This window comes from Parafrankia soli (assembly GCF_001854695.1).
Lineage (GTDB): Bacteria > Actinomycetota > Actinomycetes > Frankiales > Frankiaceae > Parafrankia > Parafrankia soli.
Window position 1 is genome coordinate 16862 of sequence record NZ_MAXA01000268.1, and the last position, 15920, is coordinate 32781.

Sequence of the window (15920 nt, forward strand, 5' to 3'; positions counted from 1 at the left end):
GCGGCCACCAGCCGACCCGTCTTCGCCCCTCCTCGGTGGATGCCGCTCTTCCGACGCTTCCACCCGAACTGTCGCTGTGGGGGGTCGGAAGGTTGCTCTCGGCGTCGCCACTTTCCGCACAACACAGAATGCTCGCGGTCACCCGGCGGGTTGAAGGAGCCTCGGGTCGTCGATCGACGATGAACTCGATGAGTTCTCGCGCCGGAACGGGTCTGCACAGTGAACCGCTCGTCACGTGGAGTCCTGAGCAGGCATGACCCAGATACGCCAGAAACCCGCCACGAGATGATCTTGAGCGTCTGACGGGTCGCTCACGGCGCCGAGGCCGCGGTGGTCTGGTCATCTCCTGCTCCCGCAGATGGAGGACCATGGACAGCATGGAGTCGTCGGTGACGCCCGCGCCGCCGATGGTCTTGCCGCGCTTGCGGGCGCTCTCGTGGCCTTCGAGGGTTCGGTCGCGGATGTACTCGCGTTCCAACCGGCTGTCCACTGCGGTCGCGGTGTACGACCTCGGCGTCCGGACGCAACGTCAGCGTCCATCCGCATCATGACGTTCTGGTCGCGGCACGTCGCCGAGATCCTCGTCCCGGTTCCGCGCCGTTCGACCAACATCTTCAGTGGTCTTCAGGCTGGGCGTGGGGCTGACCGTCGAGAAGGACAGCTATTTGACCTCAAGGTCAAAATACTGTTAGGTAGCGCCATGGGTAGGCCGAAGCAGTTCGATCCGGACGTGGCGGTGGACCGCGCGATGGGCGTGTTCTGGCGCAAGGGGTACGCAGCGACGACGCCTCAGGACCTCGTGGACGAGATCGGCATCGGCAAGGGCAGCCTGTATAACACCTTCGGCAGTAAGCATGCATTGTTCGAACGGGCGCTGGCGCGCTACCAGGACTCGCAGGCCGAGTGGCTGGAGGCACTCCTCGACCATCCCGGTTCGACGAAGGACCGGCTGCGGGGCGCGCTGGAGGCGCTGGTCGAGCTCGACTTGGGCGATCCGGATCGGCGCGGCTGCATGGCGGTCAACACCGCCGCCGAGTCGGCTCCCTCGGACGCCAAGACGGCTGACACTGTGCGCAAGATGTTCGCGCGTACGGAGAGTGCGTTCCGGGCGACCGTCGAGGAAGGCCAGCGGGCCGGCGAGATCGACGGCGGCCGTGACGCGGCGGCGGTGGCCGCCTGGCTACTCGCGACGGTGATCGGCATGCGAGTACTGGCGAAGACCGCCGAGAATCCCACGCAGTTGAGGCGGGTCGTGGACGCAGTGATGGGGTCGCTCTAATCAGTGTTATCGCCCGACGCCCCTTTTTTGTGGACGTGTTTTGTACCTGTAGTTCAAAAATCTGCAAGGAGTCTGACATGGAGCTCAATCTCGTCGGCAAGACAGCGGTCGTCACCGGGGCCAGCCGAGGTGTCGGCCTCGCGATCACATGGCAGCTCATCGCAGAGGGGGTCCGCGTAGTCGGTGCGGCCCGCACGATCACGGCCGAACTGAAGGATGCCGGCGCCCACCCGGTCGCGGTCGACCTCAGTACGCCGGAAGGCGCCGAGGAGTTGGAGGCGCAAGCGCTTGCCGAACTCGGCGGCGTGGACATCCTGGTCAACAACCTCGGCGGCGGAGACGCGTTCACCCTGAACGGGTTCCTCGCGACCGACGACGCCCTATGGGCGCAAAGCTTCGAGGTCAATCTGTTCGGCACGGTCCGGGTCACCCGACGACTGCTGCCGAGCATCCTGGAACGCCGCGGCTCGGTAGTGAACATCTCGTCGATGAGCGCGCGCCTGCCCGGCACGGGCCCGATCGAGTACGGCGTCGCAAAGGCGGGCCTCAACGCTTTCGGCAAAGCGCTGTCCGAGGAATTCGGACCCCAGGGCGTACGCGTGAACACCGTCTCCCCCGGCCCGACGCGTACCGGCATGTGGGAGGACGCTGACGGCTTCGGCGCCCGCCTCGCCGAGGCGAACGGCGTCGGGCACCGCGAGTTCGTGTCCGGGGTGCCCATGGCGATGGGCATGACCACCGGCCGCATGGTCGAACCCGACGAGGTCGCGGCCGTCGTCGCCTTCCTCGCCTCGGACCGCGCGGCAAGCATGACCGGCGCCGACTACCTCATTGAGGGCGGTGGCATCAAGACGGTGTGAGGCGCACGACGGGGGGGACACTGGCATACGTTCGGGACCCGGCCTGCAGGTCTTGGGCGAATGCCGGTGGCCGCCTACGCGTCCTCCGTTTCCTGGTCKCCAGCCGGGTCGTGGAACGGCCGCAGCCCGCCGGCGGTGTCGGCGCTGGCCCAGCGTCCGCACTGCTCAGCGGGCATAGAGTGATCCTTCGGTTAGGGACTGGTCGGTGGCATCCACCGGAGTGCGTGGGCCTCACCGAAGCGGCGGATGTGCGCGGTCAGGTACGGCGAGATGTGGGCGAGATCTTCGGGGGCGATGACGTGGCCCTCCTCCTGGAGCTGGCGCACGATCTCGGCGATGTCCAGGGCATTGTGGAAGATGGCCGCGTTGGCGGCCAGGGCGTTGAACTTCGCGGTCTTCTCGTGCTCACCGACAACGACCCCGGCCAGGTGGCCGGGAGCCGTGACCGTGCCAGACTGCGGGCGTGAGCATCGCGGCGGTGAGTCGGTGGACGGGCGCGGCGGGCCTGGCGGGAGCCGGGGTCCTCCACGCGGCCTGGGGCGCCGGGTCGAGCTGGCCACTGGCCGACCGGGCGGCGCTCGCCGACGCCGTCGTCGGCCGGCCGGCCGTGCCCGGCGCCGGTCAGTGTTTCGCCGTCGCGGGTGCGCTGGTCGCGGCGGCCGCCGTCGTCGCGCACCCGCCCCGCCGCATACCGCGCCTGGACGCCCCGCACCGCGCCGGCGTGACCGGCGTCGCCGTGGTGCTCGCGAGCCGTGGGCTGCTGGGAGCGGCCGGCCGGACCGACCTGGTCTCCCGGGGCTCCGTCTCCGACCGGTTCCGCAGGCTGGACCGACGCTTCTACTCGCCGCTGTGCCTGGGCCTGGCGGGCCTGTCCGCCGCCGGCGTCCTGCTCGACCGCGCGGACGCCGCCCAGGACGCGGCGCCGGCCGGCTAGGAGCTCGTCCGCGTTGCTGGTCGGAACAAGGCTCCCGGGTAGCTGCGACGGGGCCCCGTCGGTTACCGCAGCATCGAGCTCCCGAAGGCGCGCACGGCGTTCACGGCCCCGGCGAGGGCGACGGGATCGACGGTCAGGCCGGCGATGATGCCGTCCACCTCGCGTATCCCGGCGCGGTCCAGCAACTGCTTCTCGTTGGTGACCCATTCGCCGCGCGCGGCGAGGATCGCGTGCGCGTACTCCGACGCGGCGACCGCGAGCAGACCCGCACACTGGGCCGAGCGCCCATACGGTGCGTGGTTGCGCTCGGCATACCCGAGGGTCAGCGCCGCCCGGCCGGACCAGACCGGCGGTGCCGAGCGGCGCAGCGCCTCGGGATAGGCCGGCCTGGGCAGCGATCCGAACAGCACCCGGTTGACCGCGAGTTCGCCGACCACGAGACAGCTGGGGATGCCGGCCAGATGGAACATCAGCGGCTCGATGTGGAACTCACCGCATTCGGCCCTCGTGAGCTGCTCCTCCACGACGGCGAGATCACGGTAGTGGACGTCCACGGATCGGCCGGCGATGGTCAGCCACGCGCCGCCGTTGAACACACCGCCGCCCCAGCCGCCGACCTCCGATACCGCACCCTCGTGACCGAGGTCTCGGAGCGTGCGGGTCGAAGCGGTCGCGGTAGTAGATCGCGAAGTCCCAGTCGCTGTTCGCTCGCTGGGTTGCCTGGGCGCGCGAGCCACCGAGCGCCACCGCCTCGACGGCGGGCAGCCCGATCAGCTCCCGGGCCACTTCGTCGAGGAAACGATCATCGTTCATGGTGCTCACCCCGTGTGGTGACCGGCCCAGTCCGGCAGACGCCGGCCGGCATCCGGCACGGCCCGGTCGGCACCAGACCGTGGCCCGGTCAGAACCAGCCGCGGCGCGCGCCGAGGGCCTGCAGCTGCTGGTGCAGCGCGCCGGCGAGCTGGTGGCGGTCGGTGTCGTGGTGGCCGACCCGGAACCGGCTGAGCTGGTCGCCGCCGGAGGAGAGCAGCCCGCCGCGGCGGTCCGCCTCCAGGACGACGTCCATCCCGTTGCCGTCGACGAGGAAGGTGACCTCCAGCTCCTTGATCCGCCGGGCGTACTCGCCGGACGGCTTGAGCTCGATCTCCTGGTAGAAGGGTAGGTCGGAGCCCTGCAGGCGGCCCTTCTCGACGTCCGCGGTGTGGAAGTGGAAGCCCAGGTCGCCGAGCGCGGCGAGCACCGCCTCCTGCACGGGCAGCGGGTGCACCGACACCGGGTCCAGGTCACCCGGGTCCAGCGCGCCGGGGATCGACAGCGTCGTCCGCACGCCGATCTTCATCCCGCGCAGGTGCCAGCCGGCGACATCCGTGATCGGCGTCTGCCACGGCACCGGCAGCTCGAAGCGCCCGGACTGCTCCTGCCCGGGCTGGATGACGAAGCCACCGCCGATCTGTTGCGTACCGAAGGTCACCTGCTCGTACCAGGTGGAGTCGTCGGTCTCGACCTCGACCGTCGCCTCCAGCGCGACGAGCACCTTCTCGATCTCCTGCTCGACCTTGCCACCCTTGATGGTGGTCAGTCCGGTCACCACTGCGCCGGGCAGTGCGTCCGGACGGTCCAGCACGGTCTCCACCTCGGCGGCGCCGACCCCGAGCCGCGACATGAACCGCTTCATTCCCATCCCTCTTCAACCCTTTCGTTCGAGAGTCCCGATCGTCCCGTGGCGGGCAGTGACGATCCCACAGCCCCACACTCCGCCCCATAGCTGTAGCAGGTGCACGCCGCCCCGCCGCCTCGCGTCGCCGAACAGACACCCCTGCCGCGCCCCGGACGTCCCCCGTCCCACAAACGTCACCTGGCCCGGAATAGCGGGCTCTGGCTGACGGTGGATGGTTTTCCGGTCGGGTGTCCCGACGCGCTCGGTCCGTCCTGATGCGATCGCCGAGGATGCCGTGAACGTGGCGTCGAAGGCTCGACATGATGGATTTCTCGTCCCTCCTGGGGGACCGTGTCGCTATGGGGCGAGCAAGCGCGCGACGCCGGGTCATGCGGGTGACTCTGGGGGCGGAGCCGACGCTTCGGCCCGACACCGTCGTCGGGGAGGAACCGCTCGAGATCCGGGTCGGCGGCCAGCCCCTGGCGGTCACCATGCGGACCCCGGGCGACGACATGGACCTCGCCGTGGGCTTCCTGATCGGGGAGGGCCTGATCGCGACCGCCGCGGACGTCGCGGGCATGCGCTACTGCGCCGGCAGCGAGGGCGCCGTCGACGGCGAGGGCCGGCTGACCTACAACGTGCTGGACGTGACTCTCGCCCCCGGCGTGCCCGAGCCGGAGGTCGACCTGCGGCGGAACTTCTACACCACGAGCTCGTGCGGGGTGTGCGGGCGGGCGAGCATCGACGCCGTGCGGCTGCGCGGGCGGTACGAGATCCGCGACGACCCGCTGCGCATCACCGCCGAGGTGCTCGTCGACCTGCCGGGACGGCTGCGCCGCGCGCAGCGGCTGTTCGCGACGACCGGCGGCCTGCACGCCGCCGCCCTCGCCGACGCCGACGGCGAGGTGCTGGCGGTGCGCGAGGACGTCGGCCGGCACAACGCGGTCGACAAGGTCGTCGGGTGGGCGGCGCGGGCGGGGATGGTGCCACTGCGGGGGCTGGTGCTGCTGGTCAGCGGCCGGGCGTCGTTCGAGCTGGTGCAGAAGGCGCTGCTGGCCGGGATCCCGGTGCTCGCCGCGGTGTCGGCGCCGTCGGCGCTCGCCGTCGACCTGGCGGAGGAGTCCGGGATGACACTTGCCGGGTTCGTCCGCGGGTCGTCGATGAACCTCTACGCCGGGACGCACCGGGTGATCCTGCCGGCGGTCGCCGCGGCCCGGTGAGATCCCGTCCCGGGATGGGATCTGGGCATGTCGGAAGCGGACGAAGGGGACGAGGTCGCCGGGCCGTCCGAAGCACCGGATAGCATCCTCAACCGTGACCTGCATCGTCGGTGTGGAGCACGACGGACGGGTCGTGATCGGGGGAGACAGCGCCGGCGTAGCCGGCTGGTCGATCACGGTCCGGGCGGATACGAAGGTCTTCCGCAACGGCGAGTTCGTCATGGGCTTCACGGACTCGTTCCGGATGGGGCAGCTGCTTCGGTACAGCCTCGTCCCGCCCGTGCCGCACAGCTGGGACCTCGACCGCTTCATGGCGACCGAGTTCGTCTCGGTCGTCCGTGACTGCCTGCGCGACGGCGGTTTCGCCCGCAACGACGCCGGCAACGAGTCGGGTGGGCTGTTCCTCGTGGGTATCCGGGGGCAGCTGTACCGGATCGACTCCGACTACCAGATCGGCCGCACCCTCGACAACTACGACGCGGCGGGCTGCGGCGAGGAGTACGCGCGCGGGTCGCTGCACAGCACGGTGGGGGAGGAGCCCGAGGAACGGGTCCGCAAGGCCCTGGAGGCCGCCGCCCACCACTCGACCGGGGTCTGCCCGCCGTTCCACATCCTCTCCGACGACGCTCACGACGGCGGCGGCCACGACCCCGGCGAGCACGGCGGTCAGCCACTCATGTAACCCGGTGCCGGCCCGCTCACAGCCGCGATTGCCTGAGCCGCGGCTCAGGCAATCGCGGTCGGTGGTCAGGGGCGGCGCATCCGCTCCGCCGCGACGGCCGCCCACGAGGCGGGGCCGGTCAGCGGCTGGAAGTTCTCCGCGGCCGAGGTCAGCGCGTCGTACTCGGCGTCGGTCAGCTCGATGTCGGCGGCCGCCGCGTTGCTCTCCACCTGGGCCACGCTCGACGCCCCCGGGATCGCGACCACCGACGGATGGTGGATCACCCACGCCAGCGCGATCTGTGACGCGCTGGCGCCGTGCGCCGCCCCGACCTCGCGCAGCGTGTCCAGCAGGGGCGTCAGCCGGGCCAGGTTCTCGGTGAGAAACAGCGGGTTCGCCATCCGCACGGCGCCGGTGGGCCGGCTCGTGACGTCGTAGCGCCCGGAGAGCAGGCCCTGCGCCAGCGGGCTGTAGGCGATGATCAGGCGTCCTTCCCGGCGGGCGTACGGCAGCAGGTCACGCTCCGGCTCGCGGCGCACCAGGCTGTACTGGACCTGGTTGGACAGGACGCGGTCACCGAGCGCGGCCTCGGCGGCGCGCCAGCGCTCGAGCGAGTAGTTGCTGACCCCGACCTCGTCGACGAGGCCGACCCGGCGCAGCGCGGCCATCCCGCGCATCGTCGTGCCGTCCCGGATGACGGGGTTGGGCTGGTGCACCTGGTACAGGTCGATCGTGCGCACGCCGAGCCGGTTGGCGCTGCCGACCGCGCGCTGCTCGACGACCGGGGCCAGTGGCAGCACCGGGAAGATCTTGGTGGCGATGAACGCCGCCTCCGGTGGCACGGCCGTCTCGACGATCGACTTGTCGGTTCCCGGGTGCACCCCGTCGCCAGGGGCGGCCGCCAGCGCCTGGCCGAGAATGCGTTCGCTGCGCCCGAAGGCGTACATCTCGGCCGTGTCGAACAGCGTCACGCCGAGTTCCAGGGCGCGCCGGACGATCAGGGCCGCGTCGGTCTGTGCGTAGGCGGAGCCGTAGCCCCACTCCCGCGAGCCGAACTGCCAGGTCCCGAGCCCGATCTTGGAGATCTTCTTCGTGGTGGAGACGCCTGCCGCGTAGCGCATGAGAACAGTCAACGCCAGGTGCGCACCCGGGGCGAGGGCGGAGTCCGTTGTGTCATGGGGCGTGATGGGCGCCGGTGGGGTCGGATGCGCAGCCGTGGCAGGCCCGTCCTCGGCGGCTGGCCGGCAGGACGAGCCGCTCGCGCAGCTCCTGTCCTGGTATTCGGCTCTGCCCTCTCGCCGTTTGGTTTCTTCCTCGCCGTTTCGGGGGTCGATGTCGGCTGATTCCAGCCTGATAGGGCGAGAAGGTCAGCAAAGGGCAAGTAGGCCGCCTGATGCAATGGGCGTTTTGTCTAATAGATGGTGGTATATCCCGGACTGGACTGCTGTGGTCGGAGGTCGCTGTGGTCATCGGGGTTGGGGATCGCCGGCCCGGTGGCCGTACCCCCGGCGCCCCGGCGCCACGGCGCCCCGGCGCCACGGCGCGACGGCGGCACGGCCGGCCGTCAGGCCCGGGGCGTGGAGGCGGAGGCGGTGGCGCGCTGTGTGTCCGCGGTCCGACAGCGCTCCGGGAACGGACAGGTTCTGCCGGGGGCCGTCCGGGCTGCTAGTTTTCCGGACAGTCCGGTTCGTGCGGGTGCGGTCGGGCCACGCGCGCGACGCTCGCGCGCCGATTCAGCCGGCACGCTGACGGGAGGGAGCGCGGTGGCAACGCAGTTCAGTCGAGGGCAGAAGTCCCAACTGTCGGCGATCACCGCTGGCACCGATCTGTACATCGGGATCCAGATCAACGCGCCGGGCGAATGGGACGTGTCCTGTTTCGGGCTGGACGGCGCCGGCCGGCTCTCCGACGACCGGTACTTCGTCTTCTTCAACCAGCCGAACTCGCCCGAGTCCTCGATCCAGCTCCTCGGCGCCCAGTCCGGTGACACCCAGTCGTTCCGGGTGACGCTCGACAAGGTCCCCGACGCGATCCAGAAGCTGTCGTTCTGCGCGGCGCTGGACGGCCCGGGCAGCGCCGCGCAGATCACGTCCGGTTACCTGCGCATCGTGGCCGGTGGTACGGAGGTGCTCCGCTACGCGTTCACCGGCGCGGACTTCTCCGACGAGCGCGCGGTCATGATCGGCGACGTCTACCGCAAGGGTGTCTGGCGCGTGGCCGCGGTCGGCCAGGGGTTCCGGGGCGGGCTGGCGGAGCTGATCCGCAGCTTCGGCGGCGAAGTGGCCGACGAGCCCGAGCCGACCCCCGCGCCCGCCGGCCCGCCGGCGGGCGGCGTACCCGGGTTCGGCGCCCCGCCCGCCCCCGCTTTCGACCAGCAGAAGCCACCTGCCGCCCCGGGCTTCGGTGCCCCGCCCGGGGGACCGCCCCCGCCGGCGCCGACTCATCCCGGCCAGGGCTACGGTCAGCCGCCCCCGCCCCCGCCCCCGCCGGCGCCGGCGCATCCCGGCCAGGGCTACGGTCAGCCGCAGCCGGCGTACGGCCAGGCTGGCGGCGTGCAGCAGGGCTACGGCCAGCCGCCGCCCCCGCCGGCGATGCCCGGCGCCCAGGGGTTCGGCGCGCCCGGCCAACCGGCGCCGGGCCACCCGATGCCCGGCCAGCAGCCATTTGGTCAGCCGATGCCGGGCGGGTTCGGGCCCACGGAGGTCCTGCCGTCGCAGGCTCGCCCCGTCCAGCCCGGTGCCATGAACAGCCTCAACCCGTACCGCGAGGTGCCGACCGCGGGGCGCTGGACCCAGCAGAACAGCAAGCTGGTCAAGGTCACCCTGGGCCCGGAGGCGCTGGCGCTGCGCGGTTCGATGGTCGCCTACCAGGGCAACATCGAGTTCGACTACAAGAGCGGCGGGATCCGCGGGCTGATCGAGGAGAAGCTCACCGGCCAGGGCCTCAAGCTCATGACGTGCAAGGGCGACGGCGAGGTCTTCCTTGCCCAGGACGCCGCCGACCTGCACATCGTCGAGCTCGGCAACCAGTCGCTGTGCATCAACTCGAAGAACCTGCTGGCGATGGACGCCACCGTGCGCTCGGAGGTCCGACGCATCGAGAGCCCCGGCATCCCCGGCGGCGGCTTCTTCCACTTCGAGGTCTCCGGGCCCGGGTCGGTCGTCGTGATGACCAAGGGCACGCCGATGACCCTCAACGTCGCCGGTCCCACGTTCGCCGACATGAACGCACTGGTGGCGTGGACGTCCGGCATGCGGGTGAGCGTGTCCACCCAGGTCCGCATCTCCCGCCAGATCTACGCGGGAGCCAGCGGCGAGTCGTTCGCGTTGCAGTTCATGGGGTTCGCCGGCCACTTCGTCGTCGTCCAGCCGTATGAGGTCTGACCCTATGAGGTCGCAGATGCGCGCCGGGATGGCTGAGATGCGCGCCGGGGCGATCCCGGGCGTTCCCGCGGGTGCGCGGGAAGAGGGGAGCAGGCCGTGCAGGGCAGCCTGATGAACAACTACGGCCCGACTCCGATCATGGACCGGATGAGCAGGCACGGGTCCAAGATCGCCAAGGTGGTCATGCAGCCGGGCCAGGACCTGTTCGCCCGGGTCGGCTCGATGATCGCCTACGAGGGCCTGATCGACTTCAACCCGCAGCCGCCGCAGCTCGGGCGGATCGCGTCCTCCTGGGCCACGGGCGAGGGCGTCCCGCTGATGACCGCGACCGGTCAGGGGCTGCTCTACCTGGCCGACTACGGCAAGGAGGTCATCGTCGCCCAGCTCGCCGGCGAGGGCCTGTCCATCAACGGCAAGAACGTCCTGGCCTTCGACGCGAACCTGCAGTGGGGGATCGAGCGGGTCAAGGGCGTGAACATGCTCTCCGGCATGGGCATGTTCAACGTCGTGGTCCGCGGCCACGGCTGGGTGGCGCTGACGGCCAAGGGCAACCCGATCATGCTGGACACCCGGGAGGCGCCGACGTTCGTCGACACCGACGCCCTCGTCGCCTATACCGACGGCCTGCGGGTCGAGCCGAGGCGCACCGCCCGGCTCGGCGGGCTGATCGGGCGCGGTTCGGGTGAGGCGTTCCAGCTCGGCTTCTCCGGCCAGGGCTTCGTCGTGGTGCAGCCGAGCGAGGACGAGCGGCCCTCGTTCTCGGCACGCGGCTGATCCGCCGGCGTGGGTGAGAGGATCTGATCATGACGCACGGCGGGATGTACGGCGGCCAGCCCGGCGGGATGCCCGGTGGGATGCCCCCTGGCGGGTTTCCGCCCGGACCCGGTCCCGGCATGCCCGGAGGGATGCCTCCGGGTGGGATGCCCCCCGGGGGGATGCCGCCAGGAGGCCCCGGTGGGCCGGCGGGAGGGATCCGCAGCAGCCTGCTCGGCAACCCCGAGGTCACCAGCGGCGAGCGGTTCGCCCTGCAGAACGGCAAGATGCTCAAGGCGACCCTCGGCGCGCAGGGGATGCGCGAGTTCTACGCCCGGCGCGGCGCCATGGTCGCCTACCAGGGCGCCGCGACCTTCGACGCCCGCTGGGAGGGCTGGGGCTCCCGGTTCCGCAGCTTCTTCAGCGGCGGCGAGGGCCTGAACCTGATGAACGTCGCCGGCTCCGGCACGGTCTACCTCGCCAACCAGGCCCAGGACATCCACATCCTCGACCTGGCGGGTGACGGCCTGACCGTGGACGGCAAGAACGTGCTCGCGTTCGACGCCGGCCTGAACTGGGATCTCGTCCGTGTCGACAGCCAGGTGGGCATCGCCGGCGTCGGCGGTTACCAGATCGAGCTGCGCGGCAACGGCCAGGCCGTCGTGTGCACCTCGGGCGCCCCGCTGGTGATGCGGGTGACCACCCAGAACTACTACTTCGCGGACGCCGACGCCGTCGTCGGCTGGTCGTCGAGCCTGCAGGTCTCGATGCAGGCCGCGGTCACCTCCAGCGCGGCCTGGAAGCCGCGGGGCAACACCGGGGAGAGCTGGCAGCTCCAGTTCTCCGGTGAGGGCTATGTGATCGTCCAGCCCTGCGAGCTGCTGCCGCCTTACAACGCGCTCGCCGGCTCCGGCCTGGCCGGGCAGTTCGGCCTCGGCCAGGGCGGGTTCGCCGGCAACCAGCTCGGCGGGCAGGGCGGCGGCGGTCACGGAGGGCACGGCGGGGGCCAGGGCGGGTTCGGTGGCTTCGGCGGCGGCGGGTCCGGCGGCTTCGGTGGACTGTTCGGGAACCAGGGCCGCCACTGACCGGGCTCGCGCCCCTGCCCGGCCTCGGCCCGGCTGTCAGGGCAGCTGGCTGCTGGGGCGGGGCAGCGTGGGCGTGCGGGCCAGCAGCACGACTCCGGTGACGATCAGCCCGGCGCCCACGGTGACGCCGAGGAGCTGGAAGGCGGTGCTCGGCACCGGGGCGGCGTAGAGCAGCACCGCCAGCAGGCAGGAGATCATCGGGTTGGTGATGTTCATGGCGGTGAGCGCGGGGGCGAGCGGTCCGCTGGCGTAGGCGGCCTGCCCGAGGAGCAGGCTGGACAGCGTGGCCGCGGCGAGCCCGAAGCCACACCAGTCGGCCGCCGTCGCCACGAAGCCGTCCGTCACGAGCCGGTCCGCGGATTCCTTCATGAGGACGGCGGTCAGCGCGTAGACCATGCCCGCGGCCACCCCGAACAGCACGGCCCGGGCGGTGGGCGACCGGCCGAGTGAGACCATGGTCAGCACCCCGGCGACGAGCACCATCGCCCCGATGGTGAGGAGCAGCCGTGGCCGGTCGACCCCGCCCGCCGCCGGCAGGTCGCCCCGGGCCGACAGCAGGGCGGCCAGCCCGGCGCAGATCCCCGCCGCACCCCACCAGGCCGTGGCGGACATCCGCCGGCCCGTGCCGATCAGGCCGAGCGGGAGCGCGAACAGCAGCTGGCAGACCATCAGCGGCTGCACCTCGGCCACCGACCCCAGGTGCAGCGCGGCGGCCTGCACGCAGAACCCGCTGATGTTCGCCGTCCAGCCCAGCACCCACAGCCTGTCCTGGACGAGCTCGGCCAGCAGCCCGACTCCGGGCACGGCGTGTGCGCTGTCCACCCGCTTCGCGAAACTGCTCCGTCCGGCGGCGCGTTGCTGCAGGGCGGCGGATGAGGCGAACAGAAAGGACGCCAGCAGACTGACAGGGACGACGGCGGGCATGGTCACCCAACCAGGATGGCTACCGGACAGCCAAGATCACGGGATCGGAATTGTCACAGAACAGGAGCGAACCGCGCAGGATGGCCACCAGGCGGCCCSGGCCAACCCGCTGACCTCGGCGCATGCCCGGATCGGCGCGACCGGCCCCACCCCCGCCGGACCACCGAGCACCGAACACGACGCGCTGACGAAGACAACGGCATCCACCCAGGTGGGATCACTTCCATCGGCGCCCGCCGCCGTCCGCCTCGGCATGCCGAGGTGCGAGGGCGTGCCGGCGAAGTAATGGTGCGGTGTCTATATTTCCCGTGAGGCAGAAAAAGTCGCGGCGTCGGGGAGGCCGTCGTTCCCGAGCGCCGAACATTTCCGCGCCGCGGTCCAGGACGCGATACGGAAGGCTTCTTCCGTCGACGCTCCGGTCGCAATTGCCCAGGTGAAGGCGCCGTGGAAGGTGTCGCCTGCGCCACAGCTGTCGACCACCGTTACCGGATGGGGGTCGTACGAGTGTGCGCCGGAGGCGTCCAGGTAAATTCCGCCCAGTTCACCACGCGTTGCGGCAAGCACCGCCGGCTGAAAATCGGAGTAGACCTTGCGCATGCCGTCCTCGAGGCTCTCCTCGGGGTGCCTTGCGCTGAAGAACTTCTCCGGGGCGATGATGTAATCTACTCCAGAAAGAAACTCTTCACTTGACTCCCGGTACGATCCTGTATCGATGATCACGGGTATTTCGAACTTGCGGCAGGAATCGATCGCGGCTCGGCTGAGCACCGGATCGGTACAGTCCAGCAGGGCCGCCGCCGCACCGCGGAGAGTATCGTCCACTGCATCGAGAAGCCGGTGGTTCACCCGTGGCTGAGGCGTCCAGATGATGGTGCGGCTGCCGCTTTCGTCGGCGACCATCACGCAGGAGTGCTGGCTCGGCTGGTCTTCGGGGAAAAGGGTCAGGCTCAGCGGTTCACGGCCGAACTCGGCTCGCAGGACGTCGGCATGCAGATCATTTCCGCACATCCCCAGAACGCGGACATCGCCGCCGAGGCGTCCGGCGGCGATCGCACTCCGTCCCGCTGGCCCGCCAGCGACGACACGGTGGGCCTTTGCCGCATTGGTGCTGCCCTCGACCGGGTGGCTCTCCAGCACGTACAGATAGTCGATCGTCACCATGCCGACCATGGCGATGACAGGCGACCTCACTGGCTGAACCTGTGAAGAATCCACTCGCAACCCTCCTCGGCGGACGCGGGCACGCGCGCGTTCTTGATGTCCGCGGCCTCGGCTACCGCTCGCGTCCCCACGGTCACGGCATGGTCGTGTCGGCGCAGCAGCGTCGCGGGAATCCCGGCCGTCTCCGGATAGTGGGCCATCTGGTGAATGATCCGTGCCTTGCTCCGGTCGAATCCGAGGACCATGAGTCCCGGGGACTCGAGGGCCGTGCCGAGACCCACCGTGATCACGGAACGTGACGGCTGGTTCGGATCGATGTACTTCCTGCCCTGCTCGCTCAGCTCCACGATTCGACAGCCGTCGCTGACGATCTCTTCGGGGTCGGAGTACGAACCGACCTCGTAGCCGAGCACCTCGCCGGCAGGGGAGACCGACACGGCGTGCACTGCGGGTGGCCAGAGCCGCAGCACTCGTTGCGTCCGGAGGATGGGATCGTCGTCTGTTATCTGACCCGTCAAGAGATTCAGCTGACTCTCGCTCGGGCCCAGCCCTTTCTCGTTCAGTGGCTCGATCAAGGTCTCGACCACGTGGCGAGTGCGTGACGTGTAGTGGCGCTCGTGCACGCCGAAGGTCTCGGTGTCTGAAACGAGACGTGCGTCACCGAAAGGGCGTGGTGCGTAGTCTCCGGCTACTCGGAGCATCCCTCGGAAGAGCTGTGTGGCGGCTCTTCCGGTGGGCAGGACAAGGCTCCGGTCCGGCGATTCCTGTGCAATGCGAAAATAGCTGTGTGCGGCAGCGTCGGCCGCGACCCTTTCATTCTCGAAGGCGATGAACTCGGCCGGCCATCCCTCGACCGGGGCCTCCGTCGCGGGCAGGGCCGTCCGATCGATCTCGTTCGGTTCCAGAACTCTGCCCGGCGAGACCGGGCTCTTGAGGTCCTGAACAAGCGTGTCGAGTGTGGTGTCGCGCTTGTCGAGCCAGTCGATCCACTGGGTTGCGTTCAGAAAGTATCCCAGTTTCTCGGGTTCGACCTTCTCGAGTCGCACCCAGTAGATCGGTATGCGCGCTTTGTCTGCGAGTAGTATTTCCCTCTTCACGTGCATACTCGAGTCGGCGGACGAACAGAACAGTAAGACGAGGGCAGTCGAGTTTTTGATGGCCCGTGAGATCTCGGCATCCCAGTCTGACCCTGGCGGGACGTCGCGGGGGGCGTACCAGGTAGTGATCGTGTGGCGGGCGAAGTAGGCGGCCAGATGCTGTACGACGGCCTTTTTGCTGCTGTGATAGCTGATGAAGACGGCCATGCGGACTCCGMCCCGTCGCGAAGATCAGAATCGGTGCTGCGACGTATGGTACCCGCACGTGCCGCGAAAGTGCCCGTATCTCGTCGGGATCCCGGTGCGTTCAACCGGGTCGGCGCCAAAATGGCCGTCCAGGCCCGTAGTCGATTGGATGGATCCGAGGGTGTACTGGTAAGATTCCGCGCCGGTCGAGTCCCGCAACGCGGCGTACGTCTGCGGCAGGCGGTGTTGCTCCGCCTCACGTCGGTACTGGCGCGTACGCCGCCGGGGACACATCTGGTTCCTAGGTCGTAGCTGTGCGGAAGGTGCGGACTGMCCAGGTGAGCGTGAGCCAGGTGAGAGCGCCGACCACGAGGAAGCCCTCGGCGACCGTCCGGTCTGACACGATCCCGACGGACAGCAGGCGCGCGGCCTGGACCGTGTAGTAGAGCGGGTCGAGGTGAGCGAGGCCGCGCAGCCAACCGGGCGCGAGGGACAGCGGGAGCAGGACGCCGGACAGCAGGGTGAGCGGCAGCTGCAGCCCGGTGACCACGGCGGCGAGGCTGCCGATGTCGCGCAGGGTGACTCCGAGCGCGGCCGACCAGGCGGAACCGGCTTCCAGGCCCGCTACAGCGAGCTGATGCGGCGGCTGGTCCGCCACCTCGCCGGCGATCCCGCCGCGTCGGTGGGGCCAGAGGCGACCTGATGCGTGAGGGTCGTCGG

Annotated in this window: 16 protein-coding genes; 8 read left to right on the top strand and 8 right to left on the bottom strand. The window is 70.1% G+C overall.

What is annotated here, in order from left to right; translation table 11 throughout:
- Window positions 1-547: 547 nt before the first annotated feature.
- Together BBK14_RS31585 and BBK14_RS31590 are read left to right on the top strand one after the other, a co-directional pair.
- Complete coding sequence (locus BBK14_RS31585; protein WP_198541490.1) at window positions 548-1279, top strand: TetR/AcrR family transcriptional regulator; 732 nt, start codon at window positions 548-550, stop codon at window positions 1277-1279.
- A gap of 77 nt (window positions 1280-1356) precedes the next feature.
- Window positions 1357-2139: an oxidoreductase gene (locus BBK14_RS31590; RefSeq protein WP_071066815.1), complete on the top strand. Its 783-nt coding sequence runs from the start codon at window positions 1357-1359 to the stop codon at window positions 2137-2139.
- A 191-nt stretch (window positions 2140-2330) separates the two neighbouring features.
- Here BBK14_RS31590 and BBK14_RS42545 read toward each other — a convergent pair whose 3' ends face one another.
- Window positions 2331-2699, bottom strand: coding sequence for a Tn3 family transposase (locus tag BBK14_RS42545; protein WP_116430197.1), 369 nt, complete (start codon window positions 2697-2699; stop codon window positions 2331-2333).
- Between BBK14_RS42545 and BBK14_RS31600 the strand changes: the two genes are divergently transcribed.
- Entirely contained in the window at window positions 2603-3073 is a 471-nt protein-coding gene (locus BBK14_RS31600; protein WP_241832011.1) for a DUF3995 domain-containing protein, read from the top strand. The two genes, BBK14_RS42545 and BBK14_RS31600, sit on opposite strands and share 97 nt — an antisense overlap.
- 62 nt (window positions 3074-3135) lie before the next feature.
- Here BBK14_RS31600 and BBK14_RS31605 read toward each other — a convergent pair whose 3' ends face one another.
- A complete protein-coding gene (locus BBK14_RS31605; protein WP_241832012.1) occupies window positions 3136-3669 on the bottom strand; it encodes a DNA polymerase beta domain-containing protein in 534 nt (177 codons plus the stop codon).
- Between the two features lie 305 nt (window positions 3670-3974).
- Complete coding sequence (locus tag BBK14_RS31610; protein WP_071066817.1) at window positions 3975-4754, bottom strand: sporulation protein; 780 nt, start codon at window positions 4752-4754, stop codon at window positions 3975-3977.
- Window positions 4755-5089: 335 nt separating this feature from the next.
- On the opposite strand from BBK14_RS31610, the gene fdhD reads away from it, so the two are divergent.
- Together fdhD and BBK14_RS31620 are read left to right on the top strand one after the other, a co-directional pair.
- Window positions 5090-5950, top strand: a complete 861-nt coding sequence (fdhD, locus tag BBK14_RS31615) for a formate dehydrogenase accessory sulfurtransferase FdhD (protein WP_020459906.1) — start codon at window positions 5090-5092, stop codon at window positions 5948-5950.
- A 94-nt stretch (window positions 5951-6044) separates the two neighbouring features.
- Entirely contained in the window at window positions 6045-6632 is a 588-nt protein-coding gene (locus BBK14_RS31620; protein ID WP_071066818.1) for an Ntn hydrolase family protein, read from the top strand.
- 65 nt (window positions 6633-6697) lie between these two features.
- On the opposite strand, the gene BBK14_RS31625 is transcribed toward BBK14_RS31620, so the two are convergent.
- Window positions 6698-7732, bottom strand: coding sequence for an aldo/keto reductase (locus tag BBK14_RS31625; RefSeq protein ID WP_071066819.1), 1035 nt, complete (start codon window positions 7730-7732; stop codon window positions 6698-6700).
- 642 nt (window positions 7733-8374) lie between these two features.
- Between BBK14_RS31625 and BBK14_RS31630 the strand changes: the two genes are divergently transcribed.
- The 3 genes from BBK14_RS31630 (at window position 8375) to BBK14_RS31640 (ending at window position 11832) form a co-directional block, all read left to right on the top strand.
- A complete protein-coding gene (locus tag BBK14_RS31630; RefSeq protein WP_071066820.1) occupies window positions 8375-9994 on the top strand; it encodes a TerD family protein in 1620 nt (539 codons plus the stop codon).
- A 96-nt stretch (window positions 9995-10090) separates the two neighbouring features.
- Complete coding sequence (locus BBK14_RS31635) at window positions 10091-10768, top strand: AIM24 family protein (RefSeq protein ID WP_071066821.1); 678 nt, start codon at window positions 10091-10093, stop codon at window positions 10766-10768.
- A gap of 29 nt (window positions 10769-10797) precedes the next feature.
- Window positions 10798-11832, top strand: a complete 1035-nt coding sequence (locus BBK14_RS31640; protein ID WP_071066822.1) for an AIM24 family protein — start codon at window positions 10798-10800, stop codon at window positions 11830-11832.
- 36 nt (window positions 11833-11868) lie between these two features.
- Here BBK14_RS31640 and BBK14_RS31645 read toward each other — a convergent pair whose 3' ends face one another.
- The 4 genes from BBK14_RS31645 to BBK14_RS31665 all read right to left on the bottom strand — a co-directional run bounded on the left by BBK14_RS31645 (window position 11869) and on the right by BBK14_RS31665 (window position 15858).
- Entirely contained in the window at window positions 11869-12756 is an 888-nt protein-coding gene (locus tag BBK14_RS31645) for a DMT family transporter (RefSeq protein WP_071066823.1), read from the bottom strand.
- 297 nt (window positions 12757-13053) lie between these two features.
- Entirely contained in the window at window positions 13054-13971 is a 918-nt protein-coding gene (locus BBK14_RS31655) for a PfkB family carbohydrate kinase (protein WP_131802478.1), read from the bottom strand.
- Window positions 13944-15221: a TIR domain-containing protein gene (locus BBK14_RS31660; protein ID WP_071066826.1), complete on the bottom strand. Its 1278-nt coding sequence runs from the start codon at window positions 15219-15221 to the stop codon at window positions 13944-13946. The genes BBK14_RS31655 and BBK14_RS31660 overlap by 28 nt, the downstream gene beginning before the upstream one ends.
- Window positions 15222-15501: 280 nt before the next feature.
- The gene (locus BBK14_RS31665; RefSeq protein ID WP_071066827.1) at window positions 15502-15858 is read right to left on the bottom strand and encodes an ABC transporter permease; all 357 of its coding nucleotides are present in this window, start codon (window positions 15856-15858) and stop codon (window positions 15502-15504) included.
- Between the last annotated feature and the right edge of the window lie 62 nt (window positions 15859-15920).